Source organism: Streptomyces justiciae (assembly GCF_015163075.1).
Taxonomy (GTDB): domain Bacteria; phylum Actinomycetota; class Actinomycetes; order Streptomycetales; family Streptomycetaceae; genus Streptomyces; species Streptomyces justiciae.
In genome coordinates this window covers 706,170-719,347 of sequence record NZ_JADDXU010000003.1, presented here as the reverse complement: position 1 = coordinate 719,347, position 13,178 = coordinate 706,170, and the positions used below count along the sequence as shown (strand labels likewise).

The window sequence follows — 13,178 nt, the reverse complement described above, 5'->3', positions numbered from 1 at the left end:
TCACTCTTCTCTTACCGGTGTCGCGGTCTCCCACACAGCGTCGAAGCTGCTGGCGTAGGTGTCGAACATGCCGCCATCTCCGTTACGCCGAAGATGCCACACGGGAGCACCGTAGGCATTTACGCCCCAGACATGGGCATTGACCAGCGTCTGGTCATCCGCACGGTAGATCGAGTTGTAGAGCGTGGTGGCATGGGTCCGCACCTCGATGCCTGGTACCCCGGCAAGGGGGCGATAGTGCATGAGGGCAAGTCGGCAACGGGACTCGATACCGTGGCCGAACCGCTCTTCCGTGCCGCGCTGTTGGACATTCACGCTGTCTGGATCGCCGATCGCGATACGAACCGCACACCCGTCGGCAGCTCGCTCTCGCAGCAGGTCGTTGAGCCGCGGGTACGCCTCGTGCAGGAAGACGGCGGCATACACCAACACGTCGATTTGCCTGCGGGCCTGCGTCAACATGTCCACGAAGGTGGAGACGGGGACGTCCGCCCGTTGATCGTAGAGAGCCACAAGTTCCGGGCTGACTGCGCGGGCAGGGCGTGCCTGCCGGAGCGCGGGCCATAGAGCGTGCACGTCTTCTCCTAGCGTTTCCGCTGCCAACAGGGCAGTAGCACGGCGCGGCGTACGCCCCAAATTGACCCATCGTTCAACGGACTTGGGATCGACTTCGACCTTGTCCGCGAGGGCGGTGTACGTCCAGCCGCCGGCTGCCATGGCAGCACGTAGCCTCTCGTTCGGCATCCCAATCTCTCCCAATACTCGGGGACGGCACTAGGGACGTTCTACCCGACGCGGGACGTCCCAAAGTGGTGTTTGTCGGAGGTTCCGACGTCCCCGTGAGCGGCAGGATGCTCGGCGGCATGGCGAGCAACCAGCAGACCAGACCAGGCATCGGTGAACTGGCGAAGGACAGCGCCCGAGACCGGATCGGCGTCGTCATGGGTGAGGTCGGCGGTCGGGTGCAGATGAGGCCGATCGGCGGCGGCACGGAATGGGAGGCCATGCCGGACAACGTGGTGGCGCCGAGTCCACGGGAGGAACTGAGCGCGCGCCTGGCCATCAGGAACGGCAACAGTCGGGAGGGGCTGTGATGCGCGCTGTCGCCCGGTACGCAGGAGTCCTGTTCGTGATCATGGTCAGCGGCTCGTGCGGCCTGGTCATCGGTATGGCTCTCGCCATGGGCCAGTAGACGGGCCGCCCCGGACGGGTGCCAACTCCCCGGCTTCCCCTTTCCCATCCGGGGCCGGCCATCCAACTTACGCACCGCCACACACGAGGAGTACTCGCATGACGGCAACGGCGAACGATCAGAAGACCGGTCGCGCGGTGGCTGGTGAGGAGCTGTTCGAGAGCCTCGCCCACTTCGTGGTCGTCCACAACGGGCAGTCGCGCCAGCGCGCCGAACGGATCGCGGACCAGGCGGTCGCCTTCCTGGTCACTGCGGCCACGGCTACCGTTCCCATGGTCCCGTCGGACGACGTGGACCTCGGCCTGCACGCCCTCATCCTGCACACGCGGGAGTACGCGACGCTGTGCGACCGGTACGCGGGCCGCTTCCTGCACCACAACCCGAAGCCGGGCGGCGGGCCCCGCGACCCGGAGAAGGTCATCACCTCGGCGCGTGCCATGAAGGCGGCCGGGTTCATGGTCTTCGATGACCTGTGGATCGTGAACGGCCAGAACCTCGCGCAGTGCGACTCGGACTGCGGCCGTCCCTACGGTCAGGCGTAGCACACGTCAGCAGCAACGCGGTCGGCCTCGACTCGTGGTCGGCCGCGTTCGCCTGGAAGGAGAACAGACGTTGTCCGGGTCATCCCCTGAACTGCCGATCGTGGTGCTGGACGCGCTCATGCCGACGGCCCAGCGCCTGGTCCTCAACCGCCGGGGCTCCATGGTCTGGGAGGTGGAGAGCGATCGGGGCCACTACGCCGTGAAAGTCGGCTATCCGATCGAGGCCACGGCCGAATGGTCCGCCCAGCCCTGGACCGCCCTCGCACCCGCGCGCGAAGGGGCTGTGTTCCATCGCCTCGGCTTCGTCGACTTCGCGTACGGCGAGTGGGAGCGCGGAACCTGGAACTTCCAGCCGTGGCGTGAAGGGCCGGACCTCTACCAACTGTGGGAGCCGTGCCGTCGCTCTGGCGCGTCCATCGCACCGGACACCAGCGTGGCGCTGGGCTGCGTCGAGGCACTGGCCGAACTCCACGCCAAGGGCTGGGCCCACGGTGACCTACAGCCCGCCCACTTCATCATCGGGCCGGAGCGAACCCACCTCATCGACCTCGCCCTTGCCCAGGGCGCGCCCGTACCCGAGGGGTACGACTTCCCGTTCCGCGGCTGCCTCGTCCACTACGAAGCACCGGAGATCGCCCGGAGCGTACTCGACACAGGCGAAGCCGAGCCGACGCCGGAAGCCGATATCTACGCGCTCGGCGCCTCTCTCCTCATCTCCGCCACTGGCTGGCGGGCGATGGAGTACCCGGACGACGCTCCCCGCTCAGTGCAGCGAGAGGCCGTGGCAAACGGTCGGCGACGGCCGGTCAAGGCGCCAGGGGAGCTGGGAGAGCTGATCGACGCGATGCTCAGCCACGCGCCAGAGGACCGTCCCAGCATCTACGAGGTGGGCAAAGCCCTGAGCTGAACAGGAAGTGCCGGTACACCGACGCCGCTCGTACGACCACACCCGACAAACGAAGACCGGACCACCCCTCAGCCTGGACAGCATTCCGGGTGGTCCGGTCGCGGAAGCCCTGATCAGGACCCCGATGCCGATGGTACCGGGGTAGTTGGCGTGCCCGAATGTGGGTGCGGTTGTAACCCCGGCTCCGCGTTGTCGAGTTGGAGAGGGTTCTGACCTGAACCTCCGAAAGTCAGCCACGGCGGCGGGTGCGCCGACTGAGTACCCGCCATGTGTGTTTCCAGTAACCCCCGCCGGCCTCGGCCACGCTTCTTCGAACGTCACGGACCGCGCCTCGCCCCGGCCTGGGCGTCGTCCGCGCAGCATGGCAACTGGGCCCAGGTTGCGTCGCCGGGGTCCTGCGGCGTTGAAGGCGGTGGGCAGTTGGTTGGCGCGGTCGTGCTTGGTGGGCGTCGGCCTGGTCATGGTGCTCGGCCTGGGCGGGTTGCCTCCTGGTCTGGTTGTCCGCCTCGGCACGGCTGCGCGCTGAGCGGGTGGGGGCCGCCGGAGCGGTGGCGGAGACAAGGAGCGGCGGCGGCCCTTGGCCGCCAGCGCGCGCGGCCCGCCGTAGGCGGGCCGCCTTGATCCAGTAAAGAAACTCTGAACAGCTCCGCTGCGCTGGGCTCCTGGCGGTCGCACGTCCATGCGCTGGCCCCGCTCTCCCACCCGTTCCAGAGCCCCCCAGGCGCTATGAATGCTCATGGCCGTATTGCTGCCCATTTGTCCCGGTGGTCGGCGGAATCTATCCACAGGCTGGCCGATCCATGGTTGGGACCTGTGGAAAAGCGCACAGAAGAAGCGAAAGAAGTGACCGGCATCACATCTGTTCGGGGTCACACGCGACCCGAAAGACCAACCTCTATGGGCGTCCCTCAAAGCGGAGCGCGGCGGAACATAGCCGACGATCGCCGGTTACCCAAACAGGCGTTTCTCCAGACCATTGATGCACTGCCCGGACGGCTGAAAGGACAAGCGACATGAGCGCGCAGAAAGGGCACGGGCCCGTACGGCGGGACGGGAAGAAAGGTTCTTGCCCGCCTGATGGGAGCACGAAGCCGCGCCTCTCGCACCTGTCCGGTTCGGTCGGTAGACCTGACTCAACGGCCATGATGACGGCTTGCCGGGCGGTGCGGGCAAGCCCTGACCTGGCGGTGAATGGCCGCTGGGCAAGCCTTCGGGCAAGCCCTCGGCAGTTGGCTGAACGCGGTACGCAACAACGGCACAGCAACGAACGGGTAACCATGACCGAGCACGAGGCAGCACGTATTGCGGCGCGACTCAAGGAGGTGGAAGAGAAGGTGATGCGGCTGGAAGAGATAGCGCGTCGGATCGCCGACAAGGTTTCCGCTACTTCTTCGGCCCGGTAGCGCCGCCGAGTTGCTGGAAGACCTGCAACAGGCTGTCGAGTCTGGCGTTTATGGCATCCAGCCGTTCGGACAGTTCGACGTATTCGGGTGTGGGCATTCGCCCGCCGCTTGCCGCCTCGGGAGTGCCGGCCTTCGAGTCGGCCTCTGAGGGCAGGGGATCGGCGACGAAGTTGCCCCGACCCGGCATGGAGTAGATCAGCCCTTCATCGCGCAGGATGCGCAGTGCGGACCGCGCGGTCATGTTCGCGATTTCGTAGCTCGCTTCGAGGTCACGTGACGAGGGGACCCTCTCGCCCGGCTTGAGGCGCCCAGAGCGAATCTGCCGCCGCAGCTCCTCGGCGACGAGGCGATACGGCGGAGTGTCGGAATCCTTGGGCAGCTTCATGGTCCGAGGGTAGCGGGCCTAGCTCACCTCGCGCAGTAAGACCCTGATGCACCCCCCAAAGTCACCGCAGAGCTAGCCCACGCCAGGTGCGATGTGCGCTAAGCGCTTGACGCACCCATCTGGCGTAGTGCACTGTTGATCTCGCCCCGCCACCCCTGGCGGAGCACCTGCCGAAAGGACGTAACACCCATGGCCCGTATCCGTGTTGGCCTGCTCCCCTCCGCGTCGTTCATGGTCGGCACCCAGGCGGTGCCGAAGTACTCGGACGCCGAGAAGACCCAGTTCGCGAAGGACCGTGAGACCGGCGCGAAGCTCTACACGATCACCCTCTTCTTCATGGAGGAGGACCGCGCCGAGGCGCTGAAGGTCACCGTTCCGGAGACCGGTTTGCCCAACGGCCTCAAGCCGGGCGTGCCGGTGATGCCCGTGGAGCTGTTCGCCACCCCGTGGGCCCGCATCTTCAACGGCTCGCTCTCGGACGGCATCGCCTACCGCGCCGACCGCATCGACCTGGTCGGCGGCCCTGCCCCGGCTGCTGAAGCTGACGCGGCGTGAGCGGCACGGCATTCCGGTTCGGCGCTGAGCGCAGCTACCCGCTGCCTCACGCCGGACCGGACCCCCGGTTCACCGAATCCCTCGTCAACTCGGTGGCGGCCCTGCTCGTCGGATACGGCTACCCCCGCTTCACCGCCCTGGAGGACTGGGCGGCCCTCGATTCGGCCCTCGCGGCCTTCCTCTACAACCCGCAGGAGAACGACGTATGAAGGATCTCAACGACATGACGGAAGGGGTCTTCGGCTACGGCCCCCTGGTGGCCGGCATGGTGCTGGCCGTGCTGGTGGGCTGGTCGGTGTGGTGGGTAGTCCGCTACCTGCGCGCCGATGCCATGACCCGGCAGTCCATCCGGCAGGCAGTGCGCGTGCGGCGGACCTGGAAGCGGCTCGCGCAGATGCTGAAGCTGTGTGCCACGGACAAGATGCCGACCGCGCTGGCGTCGCTGTCGAACACGGATGGCAAGCCCGTCAAGCCCCGCGTCCTGGTGCCCGCGCTGAAGGTCACGCATGACGCGTATGGGGTGATCGCACAGGCGAACTGCCTCCCCGGCGTCGGCCTGGCGGAGTTTCAGAAGGCGGCCCCCTACCTGGCGGATGCCTGGCGTATGACCCGCGTGTCAGCGCTGCCGGGGGACAAGCCCGGACAGGTCATGCTGCGTGGGGTGCGCGTGGACCCGCTGATCACGCCGACGGTTCACGTGCCTACTGGCCGCCAGCCTGAGGAGTACGCGAAGTGGGACCTGGGGGTGGACGAGTACGGCATGCCTGTCTTCGTGCCCCTCAAAGAAGTGCCCGGAGTGGCTGTCGGCGGCTTGCCGGGCTTCGGGAAGACCTCGTGTGTGAACCGGCTGGTGTGTGACTGGGCGCCCTCGCCGGCCGTGCAGTTCGTCTTCTTCGACGGCAAGGTGTCCCACGCCTACGAGGGCGACTACGCCGACCTCGTACAGCGGGCGTTCGCGTTCTGCGGGGATGACCTGGAAGAAGCGAACAATCTCCTCAGGGAACTGGTGGAGCTGCGCCGTGCCCGCTCCGCGAGCATCCGCAAGGTGCTGGGCAAGAAGAACATGTGGCACGTCGGCCCATCGGCTGACTGGCCCCTGATTGTCGTCGTCATCGACGAGGCCCACACCTACTTCCGCGACCACAAGGGCTCCGACCCGGCCACGAAGCGGCTCGCGGCATTCGCGGCGGAGAACGCCCGGCTCACCGAGGATCTGGTGAAGAAGGGCCGCTCGGTCGGCTTCCTAACGATCCTGACCACGCAGAAGACCACCGGGGACGCCGTCCCCACCTTCATCCGCGATGTCTGTCCGGTCGGCCTGTCCTTCGCACAGAAGACCGCTGACGCCGCCGTTGCCGCGCTCGGCGACGACATCCGCGAGTGGCCGGACGCGAGCCCGGTCCTTCTCCAGGACCCCGCGTACGTCGGTGTCGCGGTCATGTCCCAGCACGGCCGCCCCGGCTTCATCCGCATCCGCACCCCCTACGTCGCCGACGAGGACGCCGCCCGCGTCGCCGAAGCCACCGCCCACCTGGTGCACCATCCGGCCCGGCTCCTGGAGAACCTGACTGGACGGACGGTCGTGGACCTCACCAAGGATGACCCCGAGCCCCCCGCTATGGCGGCCTGACATGCGCCGATTCATGAGGATCTACATCCGGCACATGCGTAAGGCGATCACCGCTCAGGACTTCGACTCGGCCGGTCGGATCGGCATCGCCGCCTACCGCGTCGCCAACGCCAACGAACGTCGGGTCCTGGAAACCTACCTCGGCCCGAATGCCGCGCGCCGGGCGGGCATAGCCCTGAAGCCCTGACCGATTCCCCACCGACACCACGAGAGGAGGTGAACTCCCAATGTCTGAGGACCGGATCACCCAGCGCACCGTGACCGTCGTCATGGGCATCATCGCTGCCCTGGCGTTCGTCTTCTCCTTCGGCAACGTCTGGGCCCTTGCCCTGCGCCTGGGCGTCCCCGCCCCCATCGCGCCCCTGATCGCCCCCATGGTCGACCTGTCGGTGGTCGGGCTCCTGGTCGCCCTGCGCTACCTGTCCCTTCGGGGCGTCCCGTCCGAGCAGATGAAGGCGGCCACCCGCCTCATGCACGTCTCCGGACTGCTGACCCTGGCCCTCAACATCGCCGAACCTGTCGTCGCCGGACACTACGGCCGCGCCGCCATCGATGCCGTGGCGCCCCTGCTCCTCCTCGGCTGGGGAGCGGTCGGCCCACAGCTCCTCCGCTCGTTCCACGCGGTCGCCACCTATGCAGCCGAACCGGCGCCTGCCACCGACACAGAACGGGCCCAGGAGCCCACCTCGGCCCCCGCCGAGCCCGGGCCCGTCACAGTGCCTACCCCGCCCGTCACACCGGAACCGACCCCGGCCCCGGTCGCTCCGGCCTCCGCGGTGCCTGCGGTCAAGGTCCCCGAGCCGCTGCTGACCGAAGCACGCTCTATCGCCGCCTCGCACCAGGCCGAGCACGGAGAAACGATTACTCCGGCTCAGCTCAAGAGGCGGCTCGGCATCGGCCTGCCCATGGCCACCGCCCTCCACGCCGCCCTGTAGCGACGCCCCCTCTGCCGGCCTTCCCGGCACCCCCTCCACCCTCGCCCACCCCTGGGCCGACCCGTCATGCCTGCGGGCAGCAGCCCGAGCGCAATTCGCTGCTGCCCGCAGGCCTCACCCTCGCGCCAGAAGGGAGACCGCGCCACCCATGCGCCGCCGTGACCTCGACTTGCACCACCTGATCAGCCCCAGCGTGCGGGACCTGATCAAACTGGCCAACACCCACGACTTCGACCGCGTCACCGAACAGGTCCGCGACCTACACGGCTGCACCAGCCCCATCAATCTCCACGGCTGGACCATCACCACCGACCAGACCACCAGGGAAGTAGTCCGCTCCTACCGCTCCGAAGACGAACCCTCCGGGCGCCTCCTCACCACCTGCGGCAACCGCCGCGCCTCCCGCTGCCCCGCCTGCTCACGGGTGTACGCCGCCGACACCTACCACCTGATCAAGGCCGGACTGTCCGGCGGCAAGGATGTCGCCGAAACCGTCCGTGAACACCCCCGCGCCTTCGTCACCCTCACCGCGCCCTCATTCGGCCCTGTCCATAACCGCAAAACCGACCACGCGGGCAAGCCCCGCCCCTGCCGCTGCGGCGCCCAACACGCCGAGGATGACACGGCGTTGGGCACCCCGCTGAACCCTGCCACGTACGACTACACGGGCGCTGTGCTCTGGAATGCGCACGCCGGTCAGCTGTGGGCGCGCTTCACCACCTACCTGCGCCGTGCCTTGGCCGAACACCTCGGCATGACCCAGAAGGCGCTGAACGCCGCCCTACGTGTCTCCTTCGCCAAGGTTGCCGAGTACCAGAAGCGCGGCCTGGTCCACTTCCACGCCGTGATCCGCTTCGACGGACCCGATGGCCACGCCAGCCCGCCCCCGGCCTGGGCCACCTTCGACGCCCTGAGCGCCGCCGTGGGCCTGGCGGTCGAGCGTGCCCGGCTCACCGTCGAGTCCGACGCCATCGGCGAACGCGTCATCGCCTGGGGTCGCAAGTTCAAGGTGGACCCCATCACCGCCCTCGGCGACGGCGAACTGACCGACGCCAGGGTCGCCGACTACACGGACGCCAAGGTCGCCGGATACGTCGCCAAGTACGCGACGAAGAACGCCGAAGGTACGGGCACCGTAGACCGGACCCTGATGTGCCGCCCCTGCGCCGGACGCGGCTACGTACGCGGCCCCGACGGCTTCCACGACCGGTGCGCCGACTGCGACGGCACCGGACAGGCCGAACCCATCACGGCCCTGCCCATCCAGCAGCACGTACGGCAGATGATCCGTACCGCTTGGGCCCTCGGCCACCTGCCGGAGTTCGCCCACCTCAAGCTCTGGAAGTGGGCCCACATGCTCGGCTTCCGCGGCCACTTCTCCACCAAATCCCGCGCCTACTCCACCACCCTCGGCACACTCCGCGACGTACGCCGCGCCTGGCGCCTCGCCCAGGCCGAAGCTGCCCGTGCCCGCGCCGGCCTCCCCACCGCCGACGAGAACACCACCCTCGTCACCGCCTCCTCGTGGACCTACCTCAGCAGCGGCTACCGACCCGGCGAAGAACTCCTCGCCGCCCAGGTCCGCCACGACATCGCCCACTCCGAACAGATCAAGTCCGAAGGAGAGCCCTGGCTGTGACCACTTCGCCCAAGGCCAGCATGCAGACCCTGAAGCTGGTGGAAGCGCTGGACGAGATCGGGGTCTCCCGCGCCGCCTTCTACCGCATGCGCGCTCGGGGCCAGGCGCCCAGGCACCTGAAGCTTCCCAACGGTCAGATCCGCATACGCCGGGCCGACCTCGACGCCTGGTTCGATGCCTGCGAGGTGCAGGAAGCGTGCTGACCTACGACGTTCAGGTCTGGGGCATCCGCAAACGGCCCAACCGTGCGGCGGCCTACCAGCTCCGGTGGCGTGTCGGCCCGCGCCCCTTCTCCAAGAGCTACAAGATCAAGGCTCAGGCCGACGGTCGCCGCTCGGAGCTGCTGACCGCACTACGCAACCGTGAGCAGTTCGACACCGAAACCGGCCTGCCCGCCTCGGAGGTGCAGGCGCTCAACTCCTCAACCTGGTACGCCCATACCCGTGCGTACGCCGAGATGAAGTGGCCTGGCGCCTCGGCCAAGCACCGCGCGAGTATCGCTGACACGCTGGCGACCATCACGCCGAAGCTGGTCAAGGACAAGCGTGGGGCTCCGTCCCCCAAGGTCCTGCGCATCGCGCTTTACTCGTGGGTCTACCGGTTCCTCCTGGACGATGAGGGGGCGCTGAAGCCTCGCCTTGACCTCGAAGAGCCTCCGGCCGACATCGTGGCCGCCCTGGACTGGATCGCTCGCAAGTCGGTGGACATTACCGACCTCAACACACCGTCGGTGGTGCGGACAGCCCTGGACGCACTGTCGTTGAAGCAGGACGGCACGGCCGCTGCCGAGAACACGGTGAACCGCAAGCGGACCGTCTTCAGCAACTGCCTGCGCTACGCAGTGGAACGAGAGCTACTGACGACGCTGCCCCTCGACAAAGTGGACTGGACGGCGCCCGAGACCGATGACGAGATCGACTTCCGGTTCGTCCCCGGCCCGAAGCTGGCAAAGGCCCTCATCGATGCTGCCGCCGAGCAAGGCGAACGCGGGCGGCATCTGACGGCGTTCTTTGGCTGCCTCTACTACGCAGCCAACCGCCCTGGTGAGGCGGTCAGTCTGTGTGAGGACGACTTCACCCTTCCCGAAGAGGGCTGGGGCGAAGTCCTGTTGTCGACGAGCATGCCGCGAGTCGGCTCCGGCTGGACCGACACAGGTGAGTCGTTCGATACGCGTGGCCTGAAGAAGCGGGCCAGCAAGGCGACCCGTCCGGTTCCGATCCCGCCCGTCCTGGTGCGCCTGGTCCGCGAACACATCAAGGAGTTCGGCGCGGCCGAGGATGGCCGCCTGTTTCGTGCCGCCCAGGGCGGCCATCTCCTGTCAAAGGAGTACGGGGAGGTGTGGAAGGCGGCTCGGCTCGCGGTGCTGACAGAATCCGAGGCTGCCTCGCCGCTGGCTGACGTCCCGTACTCCCTGCGCCACGCGGGCGTCTCGCTCTGGCTTGAGTCCGGCGTCTCTCCGGCTGAGGTCGCACGCCGGGCAGGACACAGCATCGCGGTCCTGTTCCGCTTCTACGCCAAGGCGATTCACCGAAACCAGCAGCGCTCGAACGAACAGATCGAGCGGGCTTTGGATGCCGCAGATGATGAGTAAGCGGGCTTGGTCGAACAGCGCTGCCCTACCCTGATTCGTCAAAACGTCGCCCCTGCTGAAACCAGCGGGGGCGACTCTTTTTCGTACTTTTAGAAGGCGAATCAGAGGCTTTCACTTCAACTCCGCCACTCAATGAAAGTCAGCAACCAATGAAAGTTGGCGATTTCACTGACTTCTATCGAGATACAGAAAATTCGTGTAAGCCGCAGGATTGTCCAGGGTTCGCTCAAAAGCGACAATCTTTTCTGCAGGATAATTCGCAGTAGCGGCCCTTAGATCCACTCCGGGCGTTGGGGTAGTACAGATCGCAACAGCCCACGAATCACTACCAACAGCCCGCATTACAGCTCTTCCAGTATTGCGCACAGAGTCTAGATCAGACCTGAGCTTACGACTGTCCGCTAGCTCGCTGTCCCCACAATGGGAAATCACAATCAGCGAGGCCATCAACCATCCCGGGGGGCGCCTGGAATCTAGCGCTTCGACTAGTCGTGGCAAAGGAACCGAACCCGGCGAGACCTGGGCTCCCCGCCTTTCCCTGGTTGCAATAAAAGCGATATTTGGCCCCACTTCTTGAGCGGCATCAATCACATCGATCACCCCTTGGGGACCTGAATCCAGATACTTAACCATCCAGTCAGCCTCTGAAGCCGCAGTCACTTGCGGAATTCCCGAGATAAGACAGCGCATGTCGATATAGTTCAGCAATCGCGCCGTCGGCCTAATGGTGCTAGCAATCCAAGATAGGTCGTCCACGTTGGTGATCCACGGGTTCGCTACGAAGCGCGAACCCTCGAGCTCTTCTGCTGCTATTGGGGAGTGGACTCGCGGAGAGACGGAAGACAGATCTTCGAGAGTTACAACGACAGGGAAGAAAGTCTTTACATGTGAAGCATCGAACTCGACCTTTACGTCATTTTCATCCACGCCAGTGATTGGACCCTTTCGCATGGCTCGGATCGTCCGATGAGCCTGAGCCTGTGCGTCCGTGATGAGTTTCTGTACCACGCCGCGAATGGCTTTTATATCGCCCGCTTGAGCCGACGGCGAGAAACCACCAGCTTTAGCCTCTACCACGAGAGCGACATGCCCGAGGACTATCAACCCGTCACCTTCAGGTGAAACCACGTTGGTTGCAGTCCGATCAGGGTCCGGGTAGCGCAGATTCCTGAGAACCAGATCAGGCTTAAGCGCGTGCGAGAAGACTTCGATCGCATGTCGCTCAGTATAGGAGGATTTTGACTTTTGCAATCTTTCCGCCGTGTCACCACCCAAGCTTTTGATCGCTCCGTCCAACATGGGCGCGAGAGCGTGAACAAGGTTGGGATAAACCGGAGCCAAATAGCGCCCATCGCCAATCTGCATGATCGGCTTAAGCCGCATCTCCGACAAAATCTTGAGCGTGTGATTATCTCGCGATTGACCGGACGTCAAATTCGCCAAGATGTATCGCGCAGCGTCCGCTCCTACCGCACGCTCCAAATCTTCACTACTGAAGGAAACGGCCTCCCCGAAACCCGAGATGACATTTCCAGAAATCCTGCCCTTCTTTAGCATTTTAAGCAGCTTTGGCATCAAAGGAAGGTCGACCTTCCTCGCTATCTTGAAGAACTCCGAAACACCCTCCTGCCACACGTCGTCGACGAGGAGTGCAGCCCTTGCTGCCTGTTCTGCAGTCGGGGCGCCTACCGAAATTAGTTCCGCCTCGAAATCGGCGTAAATGTCAAGGACTCGATGCAACTCTGCGAACGCTGGCCCAGGGTCGTGGGAATACAGGTTGGAAATATAGAATTGCTGAGAAGCTGGATCAAGTTCCGAAAGTAGTTCGTTACGGTTCGTGTGCCACTGCTGATCATAAGTAATCGCGCGCGCTAGCGCATTTTCCACTTCATCAATCGACACGGGCTTCTTAGGAGTGTCTACAGTCGGCATGAATCCCAAGAGAAGCGCTTGGGCGTACTCGACAAGCACCGAAGGTGTTTTCGACGACACTTTATTGAGGGGAATAAGCGAAGCCAGTTGCAAGGAGGCGACGACGTCCCCTCTGTCCAGCCCTCCAAGAAGGACTTGAGCAGCCCTTCGGGCATCGTCACGGGCCTTCATCAAGTCAGTCATCGCACTCCCCCTTGGTGTCGCTACCATCAGCGAGTCCACTGCACGGTCGAGTAATTCGACTCATGCCCCCTAGGGGGCATTTATATACGCATGAAACCCCGATGTCGCCAAAATATTGAAATTCGTCGACATAGCGGCCCCAACACTTACCGAAAAGTCGAAGTTTTGTTCGATGGGCACCCGTGGGCTCAGGTGTCTGACTCATTCGGGCACTGGTATGGGACAGCACCTCGTGCTGAACCCCACAACGTCAGCTTGGCTCAGCATAGTCTGTACCAACTTCT

At 65.1% G+C, this 13,178-nt stretch carries 15 protein-coding genes; 12 read left to right on the top strand and 3 right to left on the bottom strand.

Going from position 1 to position 13,178, the window contains the following annotated elements; all coding sequences use genetic code 11:
• Entirely contained in the window at nucleotides 1-744 is a 744-nt protein-coding gene (locus IQ210_RS11635) for a helix-turn-helix domain-containing protein (protein ID WP_194078817.1), read from the bottom strand.
• A gap of 107 nt (nucleotides 745-851) precedes the next feature.
• On the opposite strand from IQ210_RS11635, the gene IQ210_RS11630 reads away from it, so the two are divergent.
• From IQ210_RS11630 to IQ210_RS47875, 4 genes are all read left to right on the top strand, one after another.
• Complete coding sequence (locus tag IQ210_RS11630) at nucleotides 852-1,094, top strand: hypothetical protein (protein WP_194078981.1); 243 nt, start codon at nucleotides 852-854, stop codon at nucleotides 1,092-1,094.
• 196 nt (nucleotides 1,095-1,290) lie between these two features.
• Nucleotides 1,291-1,734, top strand: a complete 444-nt coding sequence (locus IQ210_RS11625) for a glycine-rich domain-containing protein (protein ID WP_194078816.1) — start codon at nucleotides 1,291-1,293, stop codon at nucleotides 1,732-1,734.
• Nucleotides 1,735-1,804: 70 nt separating this feature from the next.
• Nucleotides 1,805-2,641: a protein kinase domain-containing protein gene (locus IQ210_RS11620; RefSeq protein ID WP_194078815.1), complete on the top strand. Its 837-nt coding sequence runs from the start codon at nucleotides 1,805-1,807 to the stop codon at nucleotides 2,639-2,641.
• Between the two features lie 1,277 nt (nucleotides 2,642-3,918).
• The gene (locus tag IQ210_RS47875; protein WP_265584692.1) at nucleotides 3,919-4,044 is read left to right on the top strand and encodes a hypothetical protein; all 126 of its coding nucleotides are present in this window, start codon (nucleotides 3,919-3,921) and stop codon (nucleotides 4,042-4,044) included.
• On the opposite strand, the gene IQ210_RS11615 is transcribed toward IQ210_RS47875, so the two are convergent.
• Entirely contained in the window at nucleotides 4,025-4,429 is a 405-nt protein-coding gene (locus IQ210_RS11615; protein ID WP_194078814.1) for a GntR family transcriptional regulator, read from the bottom strand. The genes IQ210_RS47875 and IQ210_RS11615 overlap by 20 nt on opposite strands.
• A 189-nt stretch (nucleotides 4,430-4,618) precedes the next feature.
• Here IQ210_RS11615 and IQ210_RS11610 point away from each other — a divergent pair, with 189 nt between their 5' ends.
• The 8 genes from IQ210_RS11610 (at nucleotide 4,619) to IQ210_RS11575 (ending at nucleotide 10,779) form a co-directional block, all read left to right on the top strand.
• Nucleotides 4,619-4,984 carry an SCO3933 family regulatory protein gene (locus IQ210_RS11610; RefSeq protein WP_194078813.1) on the top strand — a complete coding sequence of 122 codons (366 nt, stop codon included), beginning with the start codon at nucleotides 4,619-4,621 and terminating at the stop codon, nucleotides 4,982-4,984.
• Nucleotides 4,981-5,193, top strand: a complete 213-nt coding sequence (locus IQ210_RS11605) for a hypothetical protein (protein WP_194078812.1) — start codon at nucleotides 4,981-4,983, stop codon at nucleotides 5,191-5,193. Before IQ210_RS11610 ends, IQ210_RS11605 begins: the two co-directional genes overlap by 4 nt.
• Nucleotides 5,190-6,614: an FtsK/SpoIIIE domain-containing protein gene (locus tag IQ210_RS11600; RefSeq protein WP_194078811.1), complete on the top strand. Its 1,425-nt coding sequence runs from the start codon at nucleotides 5,190-5,192 to the stop codon at nucleotides 6,612-6,614. Before IQ210_RS11605 ends, IQ210_RS11600 begins: the two co-directional genes overlap by 4 nt.
• Nucleotides 6,615-6,648: 34 nt before the next feature.
• A complete protein-coding gene (locus tag IQ210_RS11595; protein WP_194078810.1) occupies nucleotides 6,649-6,801 on the top strand; it encodes a hypothetical protein in 153 nt (50 codons plus the stop codon).
• Between the two features lie 40 nt (nucleotides 6,802-6,841).
• Nucleotides 6,842-7,549: a DUF2637 domain-containing protein gene (locus IQ210_RS11590; protein WP_194078809.1), complete on the top strand. Its 708-nt coding sequence runs from the start codon at nucleotides 6,842-6,844 to the stop codon at nucleotides 7,547-7,549.
• Nucleotides 7,550-7,697: 148 nt separating this feature from the next.
• Nucleotides 7,698-9,188: a replication initiator gene (locus IQ210_RS11585; RefSeq protein ID WP_194078808.1), complete on the top strand. Its 1,491-nt coding sequence runs from the start codon at nucleotides 7,698-7,700 to the stop codon at nucleotides 9,186-9,188.
• A gap of 20 nt (nucleotides 9,189-9,208) precedes the next feature.
• Nucleotides 9,209-9,391, top strand: coding sequence for a helix-turn-helix transcriptional regulator (locus IQ210_RS11580; protein ID WP_194078980.1), 183 nt, complete (start codon nucleotides 9,209-9,211; stop codon nucleotides 9,389-9,391).
• Nucleotides 9,385-10,779 carry a tyrosine-type recombinase/integrase gene (locus IQ210_RS11575; protein WP_194078807.1) on the top strand — a complete coding sequence of 465 codons (1,395 nt, stop codon included), beginning with the start codon at nucleotides 9,385-9,387 and terminating at the stop codon, nucleotides 10,777-10,779. The genes IQ210_RS11580 and IQ210_RS11575 overlap by 7 nt, the downstream gene beginning before the upstream one ends.
• Before the next feature lie 165 nt (nucleotides 10,780-10,944).
• On the opposite strand, the gene IQ210_RS11570 is transcribed toward IQ210_RS11575, so the two are convergent.
• Nucleotides 10,945-12,894: a hypothetical protein gene (locus IQ210_RS11570; protein ID WP_194078806.1), complete on the bottom strand. Its 1,950-nt coding sequence runs from the start codon at nucleotides 12,892-12,894 to the stop codon at nucleotides 10,945-10,947.
• Between the last annotated feature and the right edge of the window lie 284 nt (nucleotides 12,895-13,178).